The following is a 23,105-nucleotide window of genomic DNA, read 5'->3' as shown; positions in this document are numbered from 1 at the left end:
AAGTGCCAACTCACCCGCTGAAGCGGGGAATTTGGCAGTTAAGGGTTCCGTAGGCGGGCGGGGGAGGGGGGAGGGGGGAGGAGGGGTGAGGAGGGTTGGGGGTCAGGGGAGGGTGATGGTGACCGACCTGCGCCCGACGGTCTCGAGGGAGCCGCCGCGGAAGACGACGGTGAGCGTGTGGGTTCCGCGCTTCATGGGGGCGAGCAGCCTGCTCCCGTGCCCGGCCGTCACGGCGAACATCCCGACTCGCCGGTGCCCGAGCCAGACCTTCGCCTCGCCGTCGACCGCGTCGAGTCCGGGTGCGTCGATCCCGAGCCGCAGCAGCACGCGTCCCTGGTCCAGGGACGTGTGCGGGTGCAGCCGGGGCTGGGTCGTCACGGCGCCGACGGATGCCGAGTGCCTGGTGCGGGCCACCCAGTTGGTCGCGTGCATCGTGACCACCACGTGGAGCTTGTGCCCGAGGTCGCCGACCTGCACGACGTACGTCGCGTCGCGGGCGCCGTGGATCGGGCTGTTTCCGCGGTACCAGTGGTAGTGCGCCGTCGCGCTCGACGGAGCAACGTCGTCCAGCTGCGCGGTCAGGGTGTGACCGACCACCGCGCTCCCGCGGATCGTCGGCTTGGCGAACGCGACCCGGCCCATGACCACCCGGTCTGTGCGCCCGGAGGTCGCCCCGAGGGAGGTGTAGCCCTGGTGGCGGGCGGTCACGACGACGTGGATCCGCTGGCCGGCCTGTGCCGCGGTCGGGTGGAACGTCGGGTCGGTGGCGCCGGCGATCTTGGTGTGACCGGCGTACCACTGGTAGCGGAACGAGTCGGGCCTGATCGACCACTTCCCGTTGTCCGCCGTCAGCACCCGACCGACCACGGCGCGGCCGGCGACCACCGGGACCTTGAGGTTGCTCATCACGCCCGGCAGCACGGCCGCGGAGTGGTCCGACAGCAGGGTCGAGGTGAGGTAGCCGGGGCGCGAGGCCGTCACCGAGACGGTGACCTGCTCGCCCAGGTCCTCCGGGGCGGGCGTGTACGTCTTGCCGGTCGCGCCCGGCACCGGCTGCCCGTCGACGAGCCACTGGTAGGCGATCGTCGCGCGCGGCGACCAGCTGCCCTTGTCGGCGGTCAGCGGGACGCCGACCTGCGCGGTGCCCGAGATGCTGGGCGCCTCGCTGTTGAGGAACGTGCCGGGGGCAACGGCGTCGGTCGGGACCGACGTCGCCACGGCGTCGTCGTACCCGCGCAGGTGGACGGTGACCTGGATCGCGATCTCTTTGCGGACGTCGTCGGCCGTGGGCGTGTAGCTGCTGCCGGTGGCGCCCGAGATCGGCTTGCCCCCGGCCAGCCACTGGTAGGTCAGCCTGCCCGCGGGGTCCCAGGCGCCGGCGGTGGCGGTGAGCGGCTGGTCGACCTGGGCTACGCCGGACACGACCGGCGGAGACGTCGCGGTGAACTCACCGGGTACGACGTCCGGGGTCACCGCGGAGCGGAGGTGGCCCGTCTTGTAGCCGGGGGCGCTGACTGACACGCGCACCTGGAGGGCGTCGCCGAGCTCGTCGGCGGACGGCGTGAAGGTGGCGGCCGTGGCGCCCGCGACGGGCTCGCCCGCGGCGTACCACTGGTAGGCGAAGGCGCCCTTGCCGGTCCAGGTGCCCTTGCTCGCGGCCAGCGGGATCCCGACCTGGGCCGTGCCGGCGACCGCGGGAGCCGAGCTGTTGACGAACACGCCCTTGGCCACGCCGCTGGTCGCGTGCGACCTCGCGGTCCCCGAGTGGGCACCGGACTTGGTGGCGGTCACCTTCGCCCGGATCTGCTGACCGAGCTGGCCGGCGGTCGGGACGAACGTCTTCGACGTGGCTCCCTTGATCGCCGTGCCGTTGGCCAGCCACTGGAACGAGTAGGTGAGGTGCTTGCCACTCCACGTGCCGCGGGTCGCCTTCAGCTTCTTGCCGACCTGGGCGGTCCCGGTCACCGTCGGCGAGGCCGTGTTGCGGATCTGGGTGTCCTTGATGTGGATGAACCCGCTCGGCCACAGCGAGCTGTCCTTGGAGATGATCCGGGTGTCGTAGTCGCCGGAGTGCAGGTAGTTGTACTCCTCGACCGTGATCGCTGCGTCGCCCACGGTCTCGACCCACGCGACGTGGCCGACCGAGGACCCGGCCGAGCCCGCCGACCACCACGCGACCGCGCCCCGGGTGGGGTTGTCGTCGACCGGGATGCCGAGGGCGTTCGCGGCCGAGGCCCAGTGCGAGGCGTTGCCCCAGTGCTGGCCCTGCCAGAAGTCGTTGAACGCGACCTGGTTCTCCGAGTTCAGCCGCCAGGCGACGAACGACGTGCACTCGCGGTTGTAGAACTGCCACGGGTCGACCAGCGAGTCCTTGGGCGCGTTCTTCAGACGCGAGGGGTAGTCGTCGACCCCCGAGGCGGCGCTGACGGCCTCCGGATGGAGCAACGGCGTCGTCGCCGCCAGCAGTCCGAGAAGCAGGACGGCGCCCGCACGACGTGTCAAGGAGGCACGCCGATTCGAGCGACGTCTGATTCGCATGGGGCAGACGTTAATCGTGGGACTCGCGTGACGGGAGAGGCTTCGAATAACTACAACGGAGTAGTTCGTGAGGGTCCGCGACGAGGCCGATTCTCGTCCTCCGCGGAGCCCCTGTCCTGCAAACGCAGAAGCGGGTCGTGCGCCTCAGCCCACGCGATCGCACGGGCGGAGGCACACGACCCGAAGATCGTGCACGTGAGGTGCCCCAGGTAGGAGTCGAACCTACGACCTTTCGCTTAGGAGGCGGCTGCTCTATCCACTGAGCTACTGGGGCCAGAGATCGCACACCGCCGCCCGGAGACTGCTCGGCTCCGGGTCTCGGCGGAGGCAGGCGCCAGTATGCCCGAGCGAGCCAGGATGTCGGGCGCTCGGCCACGAACGGTGCCGAGGTCTACTCCCCGCAGCAGGCTGCGTCGCACCCTCCGACTGCGCGCGTGCTCGTCGCGATCCTGGCAGCGCCCACGTCTTCGCGCGCCCGGTCGCAACGCATCCAAGGGGTCACCGGTCCCCGCCGGCGCCCGCACGTCGGCGCGGGTGACGTCACCGCGGTGGACGTCAGCCACACGGCCCGGCGCGTCGTCGTCCGCACGACGTACCGGCGCCTGAAGAACGACGGCCACGCCAGGCCGTCGCCGAGGATCAGGGTCCCCGGGGGTGGAGGACGACGTCGTGCGGGCCCTGAAGGGCAACGACACCACGCCCTACGTCGCGGGTCCGCGGACGGGCCCTTGTCGTGTCCGGGCAGGCATGGTCTGGACAGCCCGCCCACGCGTGCCTCCAGGCGTTCGGCAGCGCCGACCAGGGCTCGTCCCGGCGGCTCCGCGCGGCGTAGGCGTCAGGGGTGGGGCTCAGCCCTGGAACGCCGTGATCCCGGTCAACGTCGGAACGAATACGTAGCCGCCGTCGACCACCTCGGACGGGAAGTGGGTCAGGTCGCCGGCGTGGATGCGCTGGAGCTGGTGTCCGTCGGAGAGCCGCAGGACGACCAGGTCGCCCGAGTCGCGATCGGAGACGTAGACCCGCTTGCCGGCGATGATCGGCGAGCCGTAGAGGCTGTCGACCTGCCAGCGCCAGCTCAGTGACTTGCTCCCGACGTGGAGCGCGCGCATCTGTCCCTCGTCCAGGCACGGCTCGATGACCATGCGTCCGGCGACGGCTGGACCGCCGAACGTCGAGCAGCCGTCGATCCGCTTCACCGCCGACCCGACGCCGTGGAAGTGCTCGCGCAGCAGGTAGATCCGGCTGCGCTTGGTGCCGACGACCAGTCGGTGCAACGAGGGGATCGAGACCGGGGACGTCGATCCGAGGCCCTGGTCGTCGAGCGAGTCGTGGCGCCAGGTGTTCGGGGCGAACGCCGAGAACACGTGGAGCGTCTTCGGGTCCATCTCGAAGACCGAGTTCGAGCGGTCCCAGCCGCTGCCGGCCGCGGCGCCGTTCGCGCTCACGACGTACACGTGGCCGTTCCGGCCGAGCACGGGTCCGGCCGGCGACCACATCCCGCCACCACGTTGGGTGGGTACGGCGTAGTGGTGGATGCGGCCGGTGCCGGCGGTCGAGGTGGAGGTGATGTAGCCGACGTAGTTCTTGCAGTCGCCGGCGAGCGCGCCGAAGGAGACCAGGACGCGACCGTCGGCGACGAGCACGGCCGCGCGCTGCTGCTCGGCTCTGCGGTTGCGATGCTTGACGACGTCGAGGGAGCGGTGCCAGCGCCTCTTGCCGGTCGTGGCGTTCAGGGCCCACAGGGTGTGGTGCCCGCCCTTGGTCTCGGCGACCACGAAGACCGAGCCGGTGCCCGCGTCGTACGCCGGGGTGCCGGTGATGCCCAGCGGCTGGATGTCACCGCAGGGCAGCGTCGACGGGGGCTGGGGTGTCCCGAGGGAGGTCGACCACCGGATGTGACCCGAGCGCGGGTTCATCGAGACGACGCGGTTGCCCTCGGTCGCGGCGATCAGCGAGCTGCCGACGACCAGGGGCTCGCCGTACACCGCCTGGCCGAGGTTCTTGGTCCACGCCGGCGCGAGCGTGCCCGGCGGGCTGCCGGTGTGGCCCGAGCGGGACGTGGTGCGGTGGTAGGTCCACCAGGGGGTGAACGCGCTCGCGCGGTTCGTCGACGAGGAGGTCGAGGCGCCCGAGGACACGCCGGACGGCGTCGGCGGAGTCGGCCGAGACGTCGCCGGAGAGGCCGACGAGCAGGCTGCGACGAGGATGCAGGACAGCGGGACGAGGATCGACAGCAGGCGTCGCATCGCCTCAGTCTTGCGCTCTCGGGCGGATCGCGTCACCCCCCTTAGTCGAGGAGTTGGTCCCCGCGCCACGTCCTGGTCACACTTTGGGCACACCCCGTATCTTGGGGTGACCGCGACCAGCGCACGGTTGCCGGTCCGATTCTCGACCTCGAGGTACCCCGCCGATGTCTGCCCTGCCCCCCGACGGTGCCGACGAGACCGGCGACCCGTCGGCCGGAGGCAAGCGCAAGGGCAGGGGCAAGGTCCGGCACACCGTCGCCAAGGTCGTCACCGCCACGCTCGTGGTGATCGCGCTGGTGACCGGCCTGACAGTGGTCTTCCTCTACCGCCACCTCAACCACAACCTCGACGCCGAGGACCTCGGCAACGCCATCGGCCAGGGCGTCGTCGACAAGCACAAGTGGCCCGCGCCGTCCGGTCCGATCAACATCTTGGTGATGGGCTCGGACAACCGCGACGCCCCCGGCGACCACGTCGACAACCTCACCGGCATCGGCCAGCGCTCCGACACCACGATCCTGCTCCACCTGTCCGCCGACCGCACCCGGGCGTACGGCGTGAGCATCCCGCGCGACTCCATCGTCGACCGCCCGGCGTGCCTGGACAACAACGGCAAGCCGATCTCCGCTCCGGCCACCGACATGTGGAACAACGCCTTCAACATCGGTGGCCCGGCCTGCACGATCCGTCAGTTCGAGTCGCTCACCCACATCACGGTGGACCACTGGATCGTGGTCGACTTCGCGGGGTTCAAGTCGATGGTCGACGCGCTCGGCGGCGTGGAGGTCTGCCTCCCGCACGAGGTGAACGACCCGATCGGACACATCACGCTGCCCGCGGGCACCCACAAGTTCACCGGCACCCAGGCCCTCGACTACGTCCGCGAGCGGCACGACCTGGGCAACGGCTCCGACATCGGCCGGATGAAGCGTCAGCAGGCCTTCGTCGCCTCGATGGCCCACCAGGTGCTCAACGCCGACATGCTCGCCAAGCCGTTCAGCCTGCTGCGGTTCCTCGACGCGGCGACGAAGTCGATCCACCTCGACGAGGGCATCGGCAGCCTGAAGAAGCTGGCCGGCCTGGGCTTCAAGTTCCGCCACATCGGCCTGAACCACATCCAGTTCGTCACCACGCCGTGGGGCGAGGACCCGAGCGACCCCAACCGCGTGGTGTGGCAGGAGCCGGCGGCCAACCAGCTGTGGAACGACATCCGCCTCGACAAGCCGCTGCCCAGGTCGCTGCTCTCCGGGTCGCTCAACGCCCACCAGATCCCCGGCGTGTCGAAGAAGCCCAAGAACGGCCAGCAGGAGCAGGCGCAGGCCTCCGAGAACCTCGCCAACGGCCTGTGCGCCTGAGGACCCGACCATGAGCGACCCGGACGACGGCCGGGAGCCGTCCACGGACGAGCCGCAGTGGCGACGCCGTCGCCGGCTCGCCGAGGTGTTCGGTGACGCGCTGCCGGAGACGACCTCCGACGAGCGTGACGAGGCGGAGCCACCAGGAGACGACACCGGCGACTCGGCGCAGGACCGCTGGCTGCGCGGCCAGGTGCCGCCCCACCACGGCTGACTCCGCCGACCCAGGGCCGACGCTCCTCGCCCCGGGGGCTTGTCGTAGGAGCCTCAGGCCTGCGGGTGCTGGCCGGCGAGCAGGTCGCGGATCTCCTGGAGCAGCTTGACGTCCTCCGGGGTGCCCGGCTCGGGGCTGGGGAAGAAGCGCTCCTTGGCCTTGGTGTAGGGCACCACGATCGCGAAGTAGACGATCGCCGCGAGCACGACGAACGCGATCACGGTGTTGCCGAAGTGCCCGCCGAGGGTCTTGTCGTCGAAGGCGCTCTTGACGCCGGGGATGACGCTGGTCAGCCACGCGGTGAAGGCCGTCACGACGGCCGCGAACGACGTGGCGATGATGAAGGCGACCGCAACCTCGATCAGGTTGCCGCGGAGCAGGAAGTTCTTGAACCCGGTCACAACTGTCTCCCGTCTGGATCACCCGGCTGGGTGGGTCGATGTCGAGGACGCTAGCGGGAAATCACCGCGCTGAGGAGGTCGGTCGCCGCCGCGCCCGCGATGGCCACGACATCCGACGGCGGCACCGCCACCACGACCAGCCGGCCCGGCGTCCCCGCCGCCTGCTCACCGGCGCCGGGGGGCGTCAGGGACAGGACCGCGACGTCGACCGCGATGTAGGTCGCGGTGCCCCGCCGGGCGTCGGCCGCGACGAGGTCGACGTGGTCACCGGCACGGAGCAGGCTGGCCGCGTCGGCGTCGGAGAGACGCACCGGCAGGGCGACCAGGCCCGGGTATCCCGAGAGCAACGACGGCGCCACCAGCCGGACGCCCGTGATCGGCTCACCCTGGGTCACCGGCCCCGCCAGGGTGCGACCCAGCGCTCGGAGCGTCGCCCCGCCGGGCGCGACGGCAGCCGGGTAGCGACGAACCGCCAGGTCCCTGGAGGTCAGGGTCGTGCCGGAGGCGAGGTCGCGCGCCGCCACGACGACAGGCACTGTCGCGGTCGGTGGCGGATGCCACGCACGGACGCCGCCGACGGCCGCGAGGCCGGCGCACAGGGCCGCCAGCGGACGACGCCGCGACAGCACCGTCCGTCGCACCGCGCGACGCAGCCGCGCCACCCGGCCGGCCAGCGCACGAGGGTCGAAGGGCTGCGGCATCCCCCGACGGTAGGGGCTTGGCACGTGAGCGCGCCGAGCCTCTCCACAGGGGCGACTCGGCTCCGACGATCAGCTGCCGGCCGACGCCCCGGCGGGCTTGGAGCCGCCCGACCCGCTGCCCGGGCTGCCGGAGCCGGAGGAGCTGCCGGAGCTGCCCGTACCCGAGCTCGAGCCGCCACTGTCCGAGGAGCCTCCCGAGGAGGGCTTGGTCTGGGAGTCGGAGCTCTTCGACGAGCCGGAGTCCGCCCCGGAGTCCGCCCCGGACCCCGAGCCGGACCCCGAACCGGACCCCGAGTCCGAGCCGCCGTCGGTCGCCGAGCTGCCGCGGCTGTCGGTGCGGTAGAAGCCCGAGCCCTTGAACACCACGCCGACGGCGTTGAACACCTTGCGCAGCCGGCCGCCACACACGGGGCAGACGGTCAGGGCGTCGTCGGTGAAGCTCTGGAACTGCTCGAAGGCGTGGTCGCACTCGGTGCAGCGGTACTGGTAGGTGGGCAACGCGCAGGTTCCTCGGGTCGATGGCGACGGTGACGGCGGTGATGGCGGGTCGGTGCCGGTGCAGGGTCGTGCCGCCGACTGGCACTCGCCACCGGCGACTGCCAATCCTACGCGGTCAGCGCAGGCGGGCCCAGCGGGTGGGAGTGGCGGCGTCGGTGACGAACCGGTCGTGCTCGTCGGCGGGTACGTCGCGGCCGACCTCGTCGTCGTACAGCAGGCAGACGACGGGCGTGCCGACCGGCACCCGGGCGAGGGCGCGGTCGTAGCAGCCGCCGCCCTGGCCGAGCCGCGCACCGGTCGGGGAGACCGCCTGTCCGGGGACCAGCACGACGTCGGCCGTGGCGATCGCCTCCAGCCCCAGCCGGTCGACCGGCTCGAGCAGGCCGTAGCGCGCGCGAACCAACGACTCCGAGCCCCGCCAGGTTCCCCAGTCGAGGTCCATGTCCGGTTGCACGACCGGGAGGATGACCCGCTTCCCCAGCTCGGACAGGGCCTCCAGCAGGGCTCCGGTCGGCGGCTCGCTGCCGACCGAGACGTACGCCGTGACCGTGGCCGCCCGGCGGACCTCGGGGGACGACGTGACGACGTCGGCGAGGGCCCGGCCGAGAGCGCCGAGCTCGGCGACCGTGAGCCGGTTGCGAGCCGTGCCGATCTGGTCACGCAGGGCGATCTTCGCCGCGGTCGACGCCGACGTGGAGCCCTCGCCCGATCGGGATTGCGGTGGTGGCACCCGGCAAGCCTACGATCCACCCATGAGCGCCGCCGGACTCGAGCGTGCCAGGGCCAAGATGACCGCGGCCGGGATCGACCCGGTGGCGGTCGAGACCTTCGCCCACTACTACCGCCTCCTCGAGCACGGCGAGACCGGGATGATCGCCGAAGACTCGATCGAGCCGATCGACAGCGAGTCGCTGGCCGACGTCGAGGTCGCCGACGAGCCGGCGTCGAAGGCCCTGCGCACCACCGCGGTGATCAAGCTCAACGGCGGCCTCGGCACCTCGATGGGCATGGAGCGCGCCAAGAGCCTGCTCTGCGTGCGCCGGGGCATGTCGTTCCTCGACGTGATCGCCCGCCAGGTGCTGCACCTGCGCGAGGTCCACGACGCCCCCCTCCCGCTGCTGCTGATGAACAGCTTCCGCACGTCCGCGGACACCATGGACGCGCTCGCTCGCTACGCCGACCTCGCAGTCGACGGGCTGCCGCTGGAGTTCCTCCAGAACCGCGAGCCCAAGCTCCTGGTCGACGGGCTCACGCCGGTCAGCTGGCCGCGCGACCCCGATCTCGAGTGGTGTCCGCCGGGCCACGGCGACCTCTACACCGCCCTGAGCGGGACGGGCCTCCTGCAGGCGCTGCTGGACCGGGGCTTCGAGCGCGCCTTCGTCTCGAACAGCGACAACCTCGGCGCCGTCCCGGACGCGCGGATCGCCGGCTGGTTCGCGGAGTCCGGGGCGCCGTTCGCGATCGAGGCCGTGCGGCGTACTGCCTCAGACCGCAAGGGCGGGCACTTCGCGCGCCGCAAGTCCGACGGCCGCATCGTCCTGCGCGAGACCGCGCAGACCTCCCAGGAGGACCGGGCGGCGCTCGCCGACCTCGACCGGCACCGCTTCTGCTCGACGAACAACCTGTGGTTCGACCTCCGTGCGATGGCCGAGGCGCTGGAGTCGCGACGCGGCATCCTCGGGCTGCCGCTGATCCGCAACGTCAAGCACGTCGACCCGTCCGACTCCTCGACCCCTGAGGTGATCCAGGTCGAGACCGCCATGGGAGCCGCGATCGAGGTCTTCGACGGCGCGCGCACCATCGAGGTCGGTCGCGACCGGTTCGTGCCGGTCAAGACCACCAACGACCTGCTGGTGCTGCGCTCCGACGTGTACGACCTGGGCAGCGACTTCGTCCTCGACCCCGCCTCCGCCCCGCCGTACGTCGACCTCGATCCGGCCTACTACAGGCTCGTGCCGGAGTTCGAGCGCCGATTCCCCGAGGGCGCGCCGAGCCTGCGCGAGGCCACGGCGCTCAAGGTCGCCGGAGACTGGACGTTCGGGGCGAAGGTGCGCGTCGTCGGCGACGTCACCCTCCACACAGGCGCGGCCGAGCGTGTGGAGACCGGTAGCGTCTTGGAGCATGAGCAGCAGCACTGACGCGGTCTCGGTCGAGGAGCATCGACAGCGGGTCCTGGACGCCATCGACCCGCTCCCGGCCTTCGACCAGCCGCTGATGGAGGCCTTCGGGCTCGCTGTCGCCGAGGACGTCCACGCGACCGTCGCCTTGCCCGGCTTCGACAACTCCGCGATGGACGGGTACGCCGTGGCCCGGGCCGACGTCGCCACCGCCAGCGAGGAGTCCCCCGTCCACCTCCCGGTCGTGGGCGAGATCGGAGCCGGTCAGGCTTCGCTGATGGCCGTGTCGCCGGGCACCGCGGTCAAGATCATGACCGGTGCGCCGGTGCCTGCCGGCGCCGACTCCGTGGTGCCCTACGAGTGGACGGACCGCGGGGTCGCCAACGTCGTGATCTCCCGCGCACCGACGCTGGGCCAGCACGTCCGTCGCCGGGGGCAGGACGTCTCCGCCGGCGACCTGCTCGTGGAGGCCGGGAGCGTCCTGGGCGCCCGGCAGATCGGGCTGCTGGCCGCGGTGGGCCGGCCCTCGGTGCGTTCGCGGCCACGGCCACGCGTCGTCGTGATCTCGACCGGGTCCGAGCTGCGCGAGCCGGGTACGGCGCTCGGCCGCGACTCGATCTACGACGGCAACTCCTTCCTGCTGGCGGCCGCGGCCCGGCAGGCCGGGGCGATCGCCTACCGCGTCGGGATCATCCGCGACGAGCCCCAGGCGTTCCTGGCGGCCCTCAACGACCAGCTGGTGCGCGCCGACCTCGTGGTCACCAGCGGAGGCGTCTCGATGGGCGACTACGACGTCGTCAAGGAGGCGCTCGCCCCGCTGGGCACCGTGTGGTTCGGACCGGTGGCGATGCAGCCGGGCAAGCCGCAGGGGTTCGGCACCGTCGGCGAGGACGCCGTCCCGATCGTCACGCTGCCGGGCAACCCGGTGTCGTCCTACATCTCCTTCGAGCAGTTCGTGCTGCCGGCGATCCGCAAGATGATGGGCCGCTCGCCGTACGTCCGGCCGGAGGCCGACGCGGTGCTGACACACCCGATGACCTCACCCGCGGGCCGTCGTCAGTTCGCGCGCGGCACGCTCTCGGTGGTCGACGGCAGGCTGGCGGTGACCCCCGTCGGCGACCAGGGCTCCCACATGATCGGCGACCTGGCGGAGTCCGACGCGCTGATTGTCGTGGCGGAGTCCGTGACCCGGGTCGAGGCCGGTGAGACAGTGACGGTGCTGCCGCTCGACGAGGAGTTCTGACGCGAGGACCACGAGCGCGGCCGACGAGCGGGCCGGCGAGGGTCTGGGAGGTGGGCGATGACTGAACGGCTGACTCACGTCGACGAGTCGGGGGCCGCGCGCATGGTCGACGTGTCCGGCAAGGACGTCACGGCGCGCGAGGCCGTCGCGGCCGGGCGGGTCCTGGTCTCGACCGAGGTCGTGGGGCTGCTCCGCGGCGCCGGTGTCCCCAAGGGCGACACGCTCGCGGTCGCGAGGTTGGCCGGGATCATGGGGGCCAAGCAGACCTCGACCCTGGTCCCGCTGTGCCATCCGCTCGCGCTGTCGTCGGTGACGGTCGAGCTCGAGGTCACCGACGACGCTGTCGAGATCACCTCGACCGTCCGCACCACCGACCGCACGGGAGTCGAGATGGAGGCGCTGACCGCCGTCGCCGTCGCCGGCCTGACGGTCATCGACATGGTCAAGGCGGTCGACAAGAGGGCGTCGATCGCCGACGTCCGGCTGCTGCGCAAGTCCGGTGGCAAGTCCGGAGACTTCGCCCGATGACCTCCCTGCGCGCCGCCGTCGTGGTCGCCTCCAACCGCGCCGCCTCCGGGGTCTACGACGATGCGACCGGGCCCGTGATCAGGGACTTCCTGCTGGCTGCGGGATTCACGTGTGCCGCTCCGGTCGTCGTCCCGGACGGCGCGCCGGTGGGGGTGGCCATCGCCGCCGAGATCGAGGGCGGAGCCCGGGTCGTGCTCACCACCGGGGGGACCGGACTGACGCCGACCGACCTCACCCCCGAGGTGACGCGCCCGCTGCTGGACCGAGAGGTGCCCGGCATCGCCGAGGCGATCCGTGCGTACGGCGTGGGCAACGGCGTTCCGACCGCGTCGCTCTCGCGCGGGCTGGCCGGGGTGGCCGGCGACTGCCTGGTGGTCAACCTGCCTGGCTCGCGGGGCGGGGTGAAGGACGCCATCGCCGTGCTCGAGCCGATCCTGGTGCACGCCGTGGAGCAGATCGTGGGGAGCGACCATTGAGACTCACCGCGCGGAGCCGGCGGGCGGGGGACTCGTCGCTGACCCTGCCCCGCGCAGGGCGACGCCGATGAGTGCCGGCTGGCCGGCGACGCTGCGTCACGGCGAGGTGACCGTCCGGCCGATCCGCTCCCGCGACGGCCGCGCCTGGCGGGCCACCCGCCGGCGCAACTACACCTGGCTGTCGCCCTGGGACGCGACCGTCCCGCCCGGCACCGGCGAGCGCCCGGCGTCGTTCCGCAGCCTGGTGAGCCGACTCCAGCAGCAGGCCCGCCAGGGGCTCGGCATGCCGTTCGTGGTCGAGGTGGACGGCCGGTTCGCCGGCCAGGTCACGGTGAACAACATCGTGCGCGGATCCGCGCAGCTCGCGTCTGTGGGCTACTGGCTCGACCGTGACGTCGCCGGACGCGGGGTGATGCCGACAGCGGTGGCCCTGGTCATCGACCACTGCTTCCGGTCTGCGGGTCTGCACCGGGTCGAGGTCGCGATCCGGCCGGAGAACTCCAACTCCCTGCGGGTCGTGGAGAAGCTCGGGATCCGCGAGGTGGGGTATGCGCCGAGGTTCCTGCACATCGACGGGGCCTGGCGCGACCACCGGATCTTCGCGATCACCGTCGAGGACTGTCCGGAGGGGATGCTGGCTCGTCTGTCACAGCAGACCCAGCAGTGACCACAACAGTCACAGAAGTGATTTCGCGACACACCAGTTGACATCCCCGGCGGTGTGTGACCGCGAATCTAGGGTCGTGGGCGTGAGCGGACTGATCTTCGTGGCCCTGGCTGTCGCGTGGGCCGCCTACCTGATCCCCAAGGCGCTGCGGCACCACGACGAGGCCGAGCGCAGCCGCTCGATCGACCGGTTCTCCCACAGCATGCGGGTGCTCGCTCGGCGCGAGCCCGTCAACCGGCGCACGGCGCGTCTGGTGGAGACGCAGGCCGGCCCGGCCGTGTCGGCGCCGGCCGCTCGGCCGACCGCCGACGAGCAGTACGCCGCCCGCCGCGAGGCGACCCACCGGGCGACACGGCGTCGCCGTCGGGTCCTCACCGTGCTGGTGCTGGCCCTCCTCGGAGTCGTCGCGGCAGCAGGGCTCCGCCGCATCGACCTGGTCTTCGTCGCGGCCCCGGTGGTCCTCCTGCTCGGCTGGCTCGGCGCCTGCCGGGTGATGGTCCGTCGCGAGCGCCGCTGGCGTCCCGCCGAGACGACGACGTCCGAGCACGCAGCCGACGCGCCTGCTCCCACAGCCCCGGCCGAGGCCCCGACCGCCGAGGCGGCCGCGCCGGACCCCGACCTGTGGGACCCCGTCCCGGTGACCCTGCCCACCTACGTCTCGAAGCCTCCGGCGCGGCGCGCCGTGCGCACGATCGACCTCGACGCGACCGGGGTGTGGACCTCCGGGCGCTCGGAGTCCGACACCGCGCTGGCCCGCGAGGCAGACGCGGCCCAGGCCGCCGAGAGGGGCCTCAGACGCACCACGCGCACCGACCCGCAGAACGGTGAGGCGGTCGGTTCCTGACCCGCCGATCCGGCGCCGAGCCGGGCCCGGCCTGGATTCGGCCTGGATTCGGGGGGCCCTCAACCCGGTGCTAGCCTTGCGTCTCGCGTCGTCCGAGCACCGGGGACGACGCCTTGGGGCTGTGGCGCAGCTGGTAGCGCATCTCGTTCGCAATGAGAGGGTCAGGGGTTCGAGTCCCCTCAGCTCCACCCATCGATCCTCACCCGGCCAGGCGGCGCCCTGACCGCGAGCCGAGGCGCTGTGCGCGCTGGCGGCGCAGCCGGCGGACCAGCACCGGCGCGTGGGACAACGCAGCCGGCTCGTCCAGCAGCCGACCGAGCCGGCCGTAGTACGCCTCCGGGGCCTCGTCGAAGGCTCCGCGGATCGCCGCCTCCTTGGTGCCGGCGTACCGCCACCAGCCGGCCTCGAGATCCAGCGTCTGCCGGTCGGTCGCGTCGAGCACGCCGCGAGCCTGCCACACGCGGGGGGACCACCCCAACCCTGGTCGCGCGTCGAGCACCCGGGGGTCTACGACCGGTCCGCCGTCGCGCAGCAGCGGTGGACTGAGGCCCTTCGACCTGTCCAGGGGCAGGGCGGAGGGCGGTGCCCGGCCGGGCCCAAGGTCTCCCGCGCCCCGGGCAGAAGGGCTGCCCGGCGAGGTGTCGTCCGACCTCAGATCGAGGTACTGGTCTAGTCCAGTGTTGAGCGCGGTAATTGCCCCGTCATTACCTAGTTTTTATGGCGCCTCTTGTCAGGCGGTAAAAGAGGGAGAAATGTAAGGACCCCCCGCACGGATGCGGGGGGCCGGTCGCGATCGGCAGAGAGCCGCTCGCGGTCTCGCATTCGGCCTGGGGGGCTGGCGCCTGCGAGCTCTGCACCCGATGACTGGGGGGTTTGCCATCCGGTGACTGGCATCTGATGGCTGGGGGGTTGCCATCTGATGTTGACTCAAGTTTACACGTCGCGCTTGTTCCTGCGGCGGTTTCATCGAAAAGCCGGCGATTTTACTAAAGCCCGTCGATAACCCGCTCAACCCCCGTCCGAGAAGACGTAACAGGACAACTTTCGAGTGCGAGGGCGGTTGTCACAGGCGTCACTCACGGCACGTGGGCGGCTGTCAAGACTTCCAAATTTGCCTCGTCATGCAGCATGCTTCACTCAGATCTCGGGCCATACCACACCGCAGCACCACACAGGGAGAAACGCAGAAATGGCACGTCACACACGCATCAAGCTCGCAGCTCTGGCCACCTCGTTCGTCGCCGCGCTCGGCATCGTCGCCATCTCACCGGCAACGGCCAGCCACGCCGGCGGTACCCACACCAGCCTTCGCGACCGCCAGCTCTGCTGCTGACCTGGGTCAGCTCACCTTGATCGACGATCTCGGTTGAGCTGACTAGCTCACAGCGAGGCCGACCGGCACTGTCACCGGAAGGCCGACGCGGGTACTCGTACGGGACCGGAGTCCAGCCGTCGCCGCCGCACTGCGGTAGGCGTCGCGGGCTGCGTCGAGGTCGCCCACGTCCTGGAGCAGGTCGGCTAGCTCGAACCACAGCTGTGCCGCATCGCGGTCAGCGCCGGCTGCGGAGAGGAAGAACACCGCCTGTCGGTAGGCGCTCTTCGCCGACTCGGCGTTGCCGCGAGCGGCCGCGATCTGGCCCATGAGCGAGCGAGCCTCGCCAGCCAGCACCGGCGCGTCGGCGTTCGCCACCTCGAAGGTGGACAGGATCATGTCCTCGGACGCGTCGAGGTCGCCCTCGAGGAACATCACGCGGGCACGGGCCAGGTCGTTGCCGGCGATCTCGGCCGGGCTGGCGCTGCACCAGGGCAGCTCTTCGGCGGCCTGGTCGAGGTACTTGTGTGCCTCGGCAAGCGCCGGCGGGTCGAGCTCGAGCTGCATCATCCCGACTTGGGTGCGCAGGCGGGCGAGGTTGCGCGAGTCCTGGCCCTCGGCCATCAGCGCGAGAGCGCGCTCGGCCATCGCCACGGCGTTGGAGACCGAACCGTGCTCGGACTCGAAGACGCTGGCGTTCCAGTAGGCCGCCGCGCGAGCGGAGTTCGACTCGATGGTCTCGGCCTTCGCGATCGCCTTGCGGCAGATCCGCACCGCCTGACCGGTGTCGCCGCGCACGAAGTACGCACCGGCCAGGGTCACCGCCATCCGGACGCTCTCGTCGGAGGCGTCCAGCGGTGACTGCTGGAGCTGGGCGAGCACTCGCTCGCCCACCTCGATCGCCTGGCTGTAGTCACCGGAGGTGCGGTAGCAGCGGCACAGGGCGATCGCGCAGTTGATCCGGAGGACGCCGCCCTGTCGCGAGCGCACCAGGGGCTCGAGCTCGAGGATCGCGTCGTCGATGCTGCCCTGACCCTCCAGAGCCCGGGCGATGAGGTAGCGGCCACGGAAGGCGAGGTCGTCTTGGGACGCGCCCTCGGCACGCTCGACCGCCTCGCGCGCCTGGGTCTCGGCCTCGACGTGCTGGCCGGTCTCCAGCGACAGCTCGGCGAAGTCGAGTGTCAGCTTGATCTCGTCGTACTCACGCTCGGTCACCCCACGCAGCAGGCGCTCGGTCGGGACGCCGAGGCGCGTGGCGAGGTCGACGAGGGTCTGGCTGTTGGGCCGTCGCTGGCCGGACTCGATCCTCGACACGTAGCCGACGGAGATGTCATCTCCGGCCAGCTGGGTCTGGGTCCACCCCTTGGCGACCCGGGCAGCGCGGATGCGCTGCCCGAGCTCCGTGGGGTCTATCTCCTTGAGAAGGTCTGCGTCCCGGGCATCCATAGCGCGATTGTGACCGACGCGGAGGCCTTCGGGGCAACAAATCTGCCAAGACACGCGAGTTTGGAGGCAAATTTGGTCGATCTGACCCCAAAGGACTAGTCCTGGCCAACCGAAAGACTAGATTTTCCCCCGTCGGCACTCGAACCGCTCGCGGATAGACTGCCGGTGTTTGGCCGGGGGGCTAGGCGTCACGCGTGCGTCGTTGCGACGCACGCGTGACGTGTCTCCGGCCCCCGCGCGTCGCTGTCCGGTGCATCTGTGACGGCCCCTCCGGTGCCCCTCTGACGGTCCGGTCACGACCCCGTGACGACCCCGTGATCTCGCCAGGGGTCCCTCCGGGACGACCCGCGCCGCCCACCTCGCCACCGGCGTGGCAGGGTGGCAGAAGAGGTCCATCCGAAGGAGAGATGCATGGAGTACACCAGGCTCGGCGACAGCGGACTCCAGGTTTCGCGAATCACGGTCGGCTGCATGAGCTGGGGCGACGGCGGTCAGACCCGCCCCTGGAGCAAGGACGAGGCCTTCGCCGAGCAGACCATCCGCGCCGCCCTGGAGGCGGGAGTCACCTTCTTCGACACGGCCAACGTGTACTCCGCCGGCACCAGCGAGGAGTACACCGGCCGGTCGCTGTGGAAGCACGCCGACCGCGCGGACGTCGTCCTGGCGACCAAGGTGTTCAGCCGGATGCGGCCCGGACCCTACGGCGCGGGCCTGTCACGCAAGGCGATCCTGCACGAGATCGACGCCAGCCTGACGCGGCTCGGCACCGACTACGTCGACCTCTACCAGATCCACCGCTTCGACCCGGACACGCCGGTCGAGGAGACCATGGAGGCACTCCACGACGTGGTCCGGGCCGGCAAGGCCCGCTACCTCGGCGCCTCCTCGATGTTCGCCTGGCAGTTCGCCAAGATGCAGCACGCGGCCCAGCGACACGGCTGGACGCCGTTCGTCTCCATGCAGAACCACTACAACCTCGTCTACCGCGAGGAGGAGCGGGAGATGCTGCCCCTGTGTCAGGACCAGGGAGTCGGCGTCATCCCGTGGAGCCCGCTGGCCCGCGGCCGGCTGACCCGGCCCTGGGACACCGAGACGGCGCGATCCGAGAGCGACGGCTTCGGTCAGACCCTCTACCGCGACGAGGACCGCATGGTCGTCGAGAAGGTGCTGGCGGTCGCTGAGCGCCGCGACGTCTCACCGGCTCAGGTGGCGCTGGCCTGGCTGTTGGCACAACCCGCCGTGACCTCCCCGATCGTCGGGATCACCCGTCCCGAGCACCTCGACGACGCCCTCGCCGCCCTCGAGCTCGAGCTGACCCCGGACGAGGTCCTCGACCTCGGCGCCGACTACGTCCCGCACGCCGTCGCCGGGCACCGCTAGCTGGCTGCGGCACCCGACCGGTTGAGTGGCCACACTCAACGGCTCAGATCCAGCGGGCGAACCAGATGCGCTCCAGCCATTGGGCGTGGGTCAGCAGTGCGTCGGTGTAGATCGGCCAGAACCACGCGAAGTTCAGGAGGACCAGGACGACGTAGGAGCCCCCGACGACGACGCCGAACGTACGCCGCGCGGTGGGGGCTCTCGTCGAGCCGAAGATCTTGCCGAGGGCCAAGGTGATGGCCAGGACGACGAACGGCAGCGTGATGATGGAGTAGAAGCTGAAGATCGGCCGGTCGTCGTACATGAACCACGGCAGCCAGCTGGAAGCCGCGCCGACGACGGCGATCCCGAACCTCCAGTCGCGGGCGCCGATCCACATCAGCAGGGCATACAGCAACGCGAGTACGCCGGCCCACCACACCGCGGGCGTGCCCAGCAGGAGGACCTGGCGCAGGCAGTCGCTGTTCTTCGGTGCGGCGCAGCCGTCCTGGCCGGGCTGGATGCCGGTCTGGGCATCGACACCGACCGGCCGGTTCAGCAGCAGCCAGCCGCGCGGCTGGGAGGCATAGGTGTGGGTGCATCCGGTCAGGAAGTGGGTGTGGAACACGTAGACGTCGCGGTGGTAGTACCACAGCGACTCCAGCCCCTGGGCCAAGCCGGGCAGGCCGTGCTTGACCGGCTGGTCGGCGGTGGGCCAGTGCTTGGAGTTGTCGTAGGTGATGTTCTTCCCGCAGTCGGAGCCGCCCGAGACGTAGTGGGTGTACTGGGTGTTGGAGAGGTACTCGACGTACTGCGAGGAGTGCATCAGCCAGCCGGTCCAGGTCGCGACGTAGACCACGAGCGCCACCAGGACGAGGTGGAAGAACGCCGGGATGCCGTCGACGATCAGCGCCTTGGGGGCGGCCAGGCCGACGCCGAACGAGCGCCGGGCGCCGGCGCACCAGGCGACGACCAGCACTCCGAACGCCGCGAGCGGGTAGACCGCCTCCCACTTGCTGCCGCACGACAGCCCCCAGCACACGCCCGACGCCAGCAGCCACGGCCGGAAGAGCAGCGCCCGGACCGGGCCCCAGCTGCGCTCGCCGAGCTGGCCCGGCACCAGCCCCGCCATCCGCGCGCGGTACCAGTCGCGGTCGATGACCAGGCAGTGCACGGCGCACAGCAGCCAGAACGCCACGAAGATGTCGAGCAGCGCGAGCCGCGAGAGGACGAACTCCAGGCCGTCACAGCTCACGATCACCCCTGCGACACAGCCGAGCAGGGTCGAGCCGGTCAGCCGGCGGACGAACCTGATCATGACCAGGATGAGCAGCGACCCGACGAACGCCGGGACGATCCGCCAGCCGAGCGGGTCGAAGCCGAAGAGCCTCTCGCCCGTGCCGATCATCCACTTGCCCACCTCGGGGTGGACGACCATCGACGCACTCTTCTCCCACAGGTGGGTCGTCTGGCCCGCCAGGATGTGCTTGTTCGCCACGCCGCCGTCGTTGTCGATGTAGTTGTGGGCGTAGCCGAAGTGCCACAAGGACCAGGCGTCCTTGGCGTAGTAGGTCTCGTCGAACTCGAAGGAGTGCGGAGACCCCAGCTTCCAGAGCCGCAGGAACAGCGAGACCAGGGTGATCGCGATCGAGGCGGTCCAGCCGACGAACGGGTCCTCGATCCCTCGCCGGGAGGAGGCGCGCTCCTGGGCCAGGGGGACCGGCGTGCCGTCGGCGTCGTGGGCCAGCCCGGCCAGCCGGCGCGAGGCGGGCGCGGCTGGTCCGTTCGTCACGAGCACACCCTAGGCGCCGCGCCCAGCCGCCGACGTCGTCCACCCGTCGTGGCGGGCCGCCGAACCTGAGGCCGACGAACCCGGCGGCTCCTGGGATGATCGAGGGGTGAACGACGAGCCCGTGACGACGCCCGCGGAGGGGGTGCTGGTGCTGGCGGCGACGCCGATCGGCCAGGCGGACGACGCGCCGCCGCGGCTGGTCGCCGAGCTCGCGGGAGCCGACCTGATCGCTGCCGAGGACACCCGCCGGCTCGCCCGTCTGGCCGCCCAGCTGGGCGTGGACGTCAGGGGCCGCGTCACGTCGTACTTCGAGGGCAACGAGGCGGCACGCACGCCGGGACTGGTCGAGCGGCTGGTTGCGGGCGGCCGGGTCGTCCTGGTGACCGACGCGGGCATGCCCAGCGTCTCCGACCCCGGCTACCGCCTGGTGGCCGCCGCGGTGGAGGCCGGCGTGCGCGTGACCTCGGTCCCGGGGCCCTCGGCGGTGCTGGCCGCCCTGGCGGTCAGCGGCCTGCCGGTCGACCGGTTCTGCTTCGAGGGGTTCCTGCCGCGCAAGGCGGGGGAGCGGTCCCGCCGGCTCCAGGCGCTGGCCGGGGAGGAGCGGACCCTGGTCTTCTTCGAGGCCCCTCATCGCACCGCCGCCGCCCTCGCGGCCATGGCCGAGGCCTTCGGGCCCGAGCGGCGGGGAGCGGTCTGCCGCGAGCTGACCAAGACCCACGAGGAGGTCCGCCGTGGCGGGCTCGCCGACCTGGCCGCGTGGGCGTCGGCCGGCGTGCGCGGTGAGGTGACCCTCGTCGTCACCGGAGCGGACGAGCGGTCGCCGGTCACCGACGCCGCCGCGCTGCGAGCGGCGGTCGAGGCCGAGGAGGCGGGTGGTAGGACGCGCAAGGAGGCCATCCGCACCGTCGCGACCGGTCTCGGCGTGCCCAAGCGGACGGTGTACGACGCCGTGCACGGCGTGGGCGCGGGCCGATGAGCACGCCGTCAGACGGTCCGCTCCGCAGCCGAGCGGCATCCGACGAGCAGGGGAAGGCCCGAGATCGCGAGCGCCCACCCGCGCCCGAGCCGCTGCCGCACCCGGTCGTCGACAACCACTGCCACCTCGACATCGGCGACGGCGGGTGGCTCGAGACCGGTGACGCGATCGCCCGCGCGGCGGCCGTCGGCGTGGCCCGCATCGTCCAGATCGGGTGCGACCTGCCGGGCGCCGCCTGGGCCGTGCAGGCCGCCACGGAGCACGCCGCCCTGGTCGCGGGCGTCGCCCTGCACCCCAACGAGGCACCCCGGCTGGCCGCCGAGGGCCGGCTCGAGGATGCGCTCGCGGAGATCGAGCGACTCGCCTCGGCCCACCCCAAGGTGCGCGCCGTCGGGGAGACCGGGCTCGACTTCTTCCGGACCGGCCCGGACGGCCGCGACGCCCAGGTCGAGTCGTTCGCCCGGCACATCGACATCGCCAAGCGCCTCGACCGCACCCTGGTGATCCACGACCGCGACGCCCACGACGCCGTCCTGGAGGTCCTCGACGCCGAGGGCGCCCCGCCGCGGTGGGTGATGCACTGCTTCTCCGGCAACGCGAGGTTCGCGCGGGCCTGCCTCGACCGCGGTGCCCACCTGTCCTTCGCAGGCACCGTCACGTTCAAGAACGCCCAGCCGCTGCGTGACGCCTTGGTGCTCGCCCCGCTGGACCGGGTCCTGGTGGAGACCGACGCGCCGTTCCTGACGCCGAGCCCCTACCGCGGGCGGCCCAACGCGTCGTACCTCGTGCCGCTGACGGTGCGCGCCATGGCCGAGGTCCGCGACGAGGACCTCGAGACCCTCTGCCGGGCCGTCGACGCCAACACCGAGGCGGCGTTCGGCGGCGCCTGGTAGCCCGGGAAGAGACGGTAACCAGCGGGTTTCGGACAACGAGAGCCTGGTCACAACCGGGGTCGAGGGTTTGGCCGGCGGAGGCCGACCTCCGTACCGTCTTGTGGCTGTTGGCCGGGATCGGGTGGTTCACCACGAGAGCTCGGCGTCGGGGCTGCGTGCCGGATGCGAGTCAGGTGCGTGGCCTCCTCCTGCGAGTGCCTTCGGGCACGTGCCGGAGGGACGACGCCACCCGAGGCCCGGGAGGTACGACGTCTGGAGAGCTGTGCGCCAGAAGCTCGCACGAGTCAGCAGGATCAGCAGGAGCAGAACCGCCCTGGCGGTCGCCGGAGCGATAGCCCTGGCGGCGGTCGTGGGCACCACCGTCGGCTACGCGTCGATGGGCAAGGACATCACCTTGGACGTCGACGGTCAGGTGCGGCACGTGACGTCCAGCGACAGCACGGTCGGCCAGGTCCTGGCGGACCAGGGGATCTCCCTGCGGTCGCACGACGAGGTGGCCCCCTCGCTCGGCAGCGCCGTGCACGACGGGAGCAGCATCGCGGTCCGCTACGGCAAGCCGCTGAACCTCGACGTCGACGGCAGCAGTACGACGTACTGGGTGACGGCCACGAACGTCCGCGGCGCGCTCCAGGAGATCGACCGCAGCTTCGACCGGGCACACCTGTCGGTCAGCCGCGGCGCGGACATCACCCGCAACGGGCTCCGGATCGCGATCGCCACGCCGAAGCGGCTGACGTTCGTCATCGGCGGGCACCAGGCGGTGCGGCGCACGATCCCGGCGATGACCGTGGCCCAGGCCCTGAAGGCCCTCGACGTCAGGCTCGGCCGGCACGACGTGGTCCGGCCCGGGCTCCACCACGAGCTCGAGCCCGGCGACAAGGTGGTGCTCGACCGGGTCCGGTTCGTCCGTCGGCACATCGCCGCCGAGGCGGTGCCGTACTCGACCGTCACCCACGACGACCCGGCCCTGGAGCAGGGTCGGAGCACGGTCGTGCGCGGCGGCCGCGACGGTCTTCGCGACGTGACCTACCGCGTCGTCCTCCGCAACGGCCGGCTGGTCGCGCGACGAGTGCTCGCCCAGGACGTCCTGCGGGCGCCGGTGGCGCAGATCGAGCGCGTCGGCACCAAGCCGGTGGCGACCGTCGACGCCGGCGGCACCAGCGTCTGGGACCGGCTCGCGGGCTGCGAGGCCGGGGGCAACTGGGCCACCAACACCGGCAACGGCTACTACGGCGGGCTCCAGTTCTCGCTGGGCACCTGGCGGGCCTACGGCGGCGCCGGACTCCCCAGCAGCGCCTCCCGACTGACCCAGATCGCGATCGCGACCAAGATCCGCGACGCCAGCGGCGGGTACGGCGCCTGGCCCGCCTGTGCGGCGTCCTTGGGGCTGCCCCGCTGACCGGCCGCACCGGCGGCGACGAGCTCGGTGACCGGGCGCCGGGGTCCCCTCCCCCAGGGGCTCCGATCTGGCTCCCCGTCACCGTGGGTCGGCCTGACAC

22 protein-coding genes and 2 tRNA genes are annotated in these 23,105 nt (G+C 71.6%); 14 read left to right on the top strand and 10 right to left on the bottom strand.

The window, feature by feature from the left end:
- Positions 1 to 102: 102 nt before the first annotated feature.
- The 3 genes from VHW64_RS15770 to VHW64_RS15760 form a co-directional block, all read right to left on the bottom strand.
- Positions 103 to 2,502 (bottom strand): CHAP domain-containing protein, encoded by a 2,400-nt coding sequence (locus tag VHW64_RS15770; RefSeq protein WP_329651529.1) that lies wholly within the window; start codon positions 2,500 to 2,502, stop codon positions 103 to 105.
- Positions 2,503 to 2,739: 237 nt separating this feature from the next.
- Positions 2,740 to 2,812 (bottom strand) — tRNA-Arg (locus VHW64_RS15765).
- A 574-nt stretch (positions 2,813 to 3,386) separates the two neighbouring features.
- Entirely contained in the window at positions 3,387 to 4,784 is a 1,398-nt protein-coding gene (locus tag VHW64_RS15760) for a PQQ-binding-like beta-propeller repeat protein (protein WP_329651528.1), read from the bottom strand.
- A 164-nt stretch (positions 4,785 to 4,948) separates the two neighbouring features.
- Between VHW64_RS15760 and VHW64_RS15755 the strand changes: the two genes are divergently transcribed.
- Positions 4,949 to 6,139: an LCP family protein gene (locus tag VHW64_RS15755; protein WP_329651527.1), complete on the top strand. Its 1,191-nt coding sequence runs from the start codon at positions 4,949 to 4,951 to the stop codon at positions 6,137 to 6,139.
- Positions 6,140 to 6,149: 10 nt separating this feature from the next.
- A complete protein-coding gene (locus VHW64_RS15750) occupies positions 6,150 to 6,353 on the top strand; it encodes a hypothetical protein (protein ID WP_329651526.1) in 204 nt (67 codons plus the stop codon).
- A 53-nt stretch (positions 6,354 to 6,406) separates the two neighbouring features.
- Here the strand turns inward: VHW64_RS15750 and VHW64_RS15745 are convergent, their stop codons facing one another.
- The 4 genes from VHW64_RS15745 to VHW64_RS15730 form a co-directional block, all read right to left on the bottom strand.
- Positions 6,407 to 6,754 carry an MscL family protein gene (locus VHW64_RS15745; RefSeq protein ID WP_329651525.1) on the bottom strand — a complete coding sequence of 116 codons (348 nt, stop codon included), beginning with the start codon at positions 6,752 to 6,754 and terminating at the stop codon, positions 6,407 to 6,409.
- A 50-nt stretch (positions 6,755 to 6,804) separates the two neighbouring features.
- Positions 6,805 to 7,455 carry an SAF domain-containing protein gene (locus VHW64_RS15740; protein ID WP_329651524.1) on the bottom strand — a complete coding sequence of 217 codons (651 nt, stop codon included), beginning with the start codon at positions 7,453 to 7,455 and terminating at the stop codon, positions 6,805 to 6,807.
- A 69-nt stretch (positions 7,456 to 7,524) separates the two neighbouring features.
- Complete coding sequence (locus VHW64_RS15735; RefSeq protein ID WP_329651523.1) at positions 7,525 to 7,953, bottom strand: FmdB family zinc ribbon protein; 429 nt, start codon at positions 7,951 to 7,953, stop codon at positions 7,525 to 7,527.
- 115 nt (positions 7,954 to 8,068) lie between these two features.
- Entirely contained in the window at positions 8,069 to 8,683 is a 615-nt protein-coding gene (locus VHW64_RS15730) for a 5-formyltetrahydrofolate cyclo-ligase (protein ID WP_329651522.1), read from the bottom strand.
- A gap of 22 nt (positions 8,684 to 8,705) precedes the next feature.
- Between VHW64_RS15730 and VHW64_RS15725 the strand changes: the two genes are divergently transcribed.
- The 7 genes from VHW64_RS15725 to VHW64_RS15695 all read left to right on the top strand — a co-directional run bounded on the left by VHW64_RS15725 (position 8,706) and on the right by VHW64_RS15695 (position 14,016).
- A complete protein-coding gene (locus tag VHW64_RS15725) occupies positions 8,706 to 10,091 on the top strand; it encodes a UTP--glucose-1-phosphate uridylyltransferase (protein WP_329651521.1) in 1,386 nt (461 codons plus the stop codon).
- Positions 10,075 to 11,313 carry a gephyrin-like molybdotransferase Glp gene (gene glp, locus VHW64_RS15720; protein WP_329651520.1) on the top strand — a complete coding sequence of 413 codons (1,239 nt, stop codon included), beginning with the start codon at positions 10,075 to 10,077 and terminating at the stop codon, positions 11,311 to 11,313. Before VHW64_RS15725 ends, glp begins: the two co-directional genes overlap by 17 nt.
- A gap of 57 nt (positions 11,314 to 11,370) precedes the next feature.
- Complete coding sequence (moaC, locus tag VHW64_RS15715) at positions 11,371 to 11,841, top strand: cyclic pyranopterin monophosphate synthase MoaC (protein ID WP_329651519.1); 471 nt, start codon at positions 11,371 to 11,373, stop codon at positions 11,839 to 11,841.
- Positions 11,838 to 12,317: a MogA/MoaB family molybdenum cofactor biosynthesis protein gene (locus VHW64_RS15710; protein ID WP_329651518.1), complete on the top strand. Its 480-nt coding sequence runs from the start codon at positions 11,838 to 11,840 to the stop codon at positions 12,315 to 12,317. Before moaC ends, VHW64_RS15710 begins: the two co-directional genes overlap by 4 nt.
- A gap of 67 nt (positions 12,318 to 12,384) precedes the next feature.
- Positions 12,385 to 12,984, top strand: a complete 600-nt coding sequence (locus VHW64_RS15705; RefSeq protein ID WP_329651517.1) for a GNAT family protein — start codon at positions 12,385 to 12,387, stop codon at positions 12,982 to 12,984.
- Positions 12,985 to 13,066: 82 nt separating this feature from the next.
- A complete protein-coding gene (locus VHW64_RS15700) occupies positions 13,067 to 13,828 on the top strand; it encodes a hypothetical protein (protein ID WP_329651516.1) in 762 nt (253 codons plus the stop codon).
- Positions 13,829 to 13,943: 115 nt separating this feature from the next.
- Positions 13,944 to 14,016, top strand: a tRNA-Ala gene (locus tag VHW64_RS15695).
- Between the two features lie 11 nt (positions 14,017 to 14,027).
- On the opposite strand, the gene VHW64_RS15690 is transcribed toward VHW64_RS15695, so the two are convergent.
- Complete coding sequence (locus VHW64_RS15690; protein WP_329651515.1) at positions 14,028 to 14,270, bottom strand: DUF3263 domain-containing protein; 243 nt, start codon at positions 14,268 to 14,270, stop codon at positions 14,028 to 14,030.
- A gap of 747 nt (positions 14,271 to 15,017) precedes the next feature.
- On the opposite strand from VHW64_RS15690, the gene VHW64_RS15685 reads away from it, so the two are divergent.
- Positions 15,018 to 15,161, top strand: coding sequence for a hypothetical protein (locus VHW64_RS15685; RefSeq protein ID WP_329651514.1), 144 nt, complete (start codon positions 15,018 to 15,020; stop codon positions 15,159 to 15,161).
- A 42-nt stretch (positions 15,162 to 15,203) separates the two neighbouring features.
- On the opposite strand, the gene VHW64_RS15680 is transcribed toward VHW64_RS15685, so the two are convergent.
- Positions 15,204 to 16,586, bottom strand: coding sequence for a helix-turn-helix domain-containing protein (locus VHW64_RS15680; RefSeq protein WP_329651513.1), 1,383 nt, complete (start codon positions 16,584 to 16,586; stop codon positions 15,204 to 15,206).
- A gap of 411 nt (positions 16,587 to 16,997) precedes the next feature.
- On the opposite strand from VHW64_RS15680, the gene VHW64_RS15675 reads away from it, so the two are divergent.
- Entirely contained in the window at positions 16,998 to 17,966 is a 969-nt protein-coding gene (locus VHW64_RS15675; RefSeq protein ID WP_329651512.1) for an aldo/keto reductase, read from the top strand.
- Between the two features lie 43 nt (positions 17,967 to 18,009).
- On the opposite strand, the gene VHW64_RS15670 is transcribed toward VHW64_RS15675, so the two are convergent.
- Entirely contained in the window at positions 18,010 to 19,737 is a 1,728-nt protein-coding gene (locus tag VHW64_RS15670) for a dolichyl-phosphate-mannose--protein mannosyltransferase (RefSeq protein ID WP_329651511.1), read from the bottom strand.
- A gap of 106 nt (positions 19,738 to 19,843) precedes the next feature.
- Between VHW64_RS15670 and rsmI the strand changes: the two genes are divergently transcribed.
- The 3 genes from rsmI to VHW64_RS15655 all read left to right on the top strand — a co-directional run bounded on the left by rsmI (position 19,844) and on the right by VHW64_RS15655 (position 23,005).
- Positions 19,844 to 20,713, top strand: coding sequence for a 16S rRNA (cytidine(1402)-2'-O)-methyltransferase (rsmI, locus tag VHW64_RS15665; protein WP_329651510.1), 870 nt, complete (start codon positions 19,844 to 19,846; stop codon positions 20,711 to 20,713).
- Positions 20,710 to 21,606 carry a TatD family hydrolase gene (locus VHW64_RS15660; protein ID WP_329651509.1) on the top strand — a complete coding sequence of 299 codons (897 nt, stop codon included), beginning with the start codon at positions 20,710 to 20,712 and terminating at the stop codon, positions 21,604 to 21,606. The genes rsmI and VHW64_RS15660 overlap by 4 nt, the downstream gene beginning before the upstream one ends.
- A gap of 262 nt (positions 21,607 to 21,868) precedes the next feature.
- Entirely contained in the window at positions 21,869 to 23,005 is a 1,137-nt protein-coding gene (locus VHW64_RS15655) for a ubiquitin-like domain-containing protein (RefSeq protein ID WP_329651508.1), read from the top strand.
- The last annotated feature ends 100 nt before the right edge of the window (positions 23,006 to 23,105 follow it).

It is taken from the genome of Nocardioides sp., from assembly GCF_036267815.1.
GTDB lineage: Bacteria > Actinomycetota > Actinomycetes > Propionibacteriales > Nocardioidaceae > Nocardioides.
Note: the sequence above shows the minus strand (reverse complement) of the source record. Positions and strands in the feature narration are given on the sequence as shown.

Coding starts and splice junctions, on each gene's coding strand:
- VHW64_RS15705 (WP_329651517.1), top strand. CDS start 12,385: ATGAGTGCCGGCTGGCCGGCGACGCTGCGTCACGGCGAGGTGACCGTC.
- glp (WP_329651520.1), top strand. CDS start 10,075: ATGAGCAGCAGCACTGACGCGGTCTCGGTCGAGGAGCATCGACAGCGG.
- VHW64_RS15760 (WP_329651528.1), bottom strand. CDS start 4,784: ATGCGACGCCTGCTGTCGATCCTCGTCCCGCTGTCCTGCATCCTCGTC.
- VHW64_RS15660 (WP_329651509.1), top strand. CDS start 20,710: ATGAGCACGCCGTCAGACGGTCCGCTCCGCAGCCGAGCGGCATCCGAC.
- VHW64_RS15755 (WP_329651527.1), top strand. CDS start 4,949: ATGTCTGCCCTGCCCCCCGACGGTGCCGACGAGACCGGCGACCCGTCG.
- VHW64_RS15680 (WP_329651513.1), bottom strand. CDS start 16,586: ATGGATGCCCGGGACGCAGACCTTCTCAAGGAGATAGACCCCACGGAG.
- VHW64_RS15725 (WP_329651521.1), top strand. CDS start 8,706: ATGAGCGCCGCCGGACTCGAGCGTGCCAGGGCCAAGATGACCGCGGCC.
- VHW64_RS15710 (WP_329651518.1), top strand. CDS start 11,838: ATGACCTCCCTGCGCGCCGCCGTCGTGGTCGCCTCCAACCGCGCCGCC.
- VHW64_RS15740 (WP_329651524.1), bottom strand. CDS start 7,455: ATGCCGCAGCCCTTCGACCCTCGTGCGCTGGCCGGCCGGGTGGCGCGG.
- VHW64_RS15750 (WP_329651526.1), top strand. CDS start 6,150: ATGAGCGACCCGGACGACGGCCGGGAGCCGTCCACGGACGAGCCGCAG.
- VHW64_RS15675 (WP_329651512.1), top strand. CDS start 16,998: ATGGAGTACACCAGGCTCGGCGACAGCGGACTCCAGGTTTCGCGAATC.
- VHW64_RS15685 (WP_329651514.1), top strand. CDS start 15,018: ATGGCACGTCACACACGCATCAAGCTCGCAGCTCTGGCCACCTCGTTC.
- moaC (WP_329651519.1), top strand. CDS start 11,371: ATGACTGAACGGCTGACTCACGTCGACGAGTCGGGGGCCGCGCGCATG.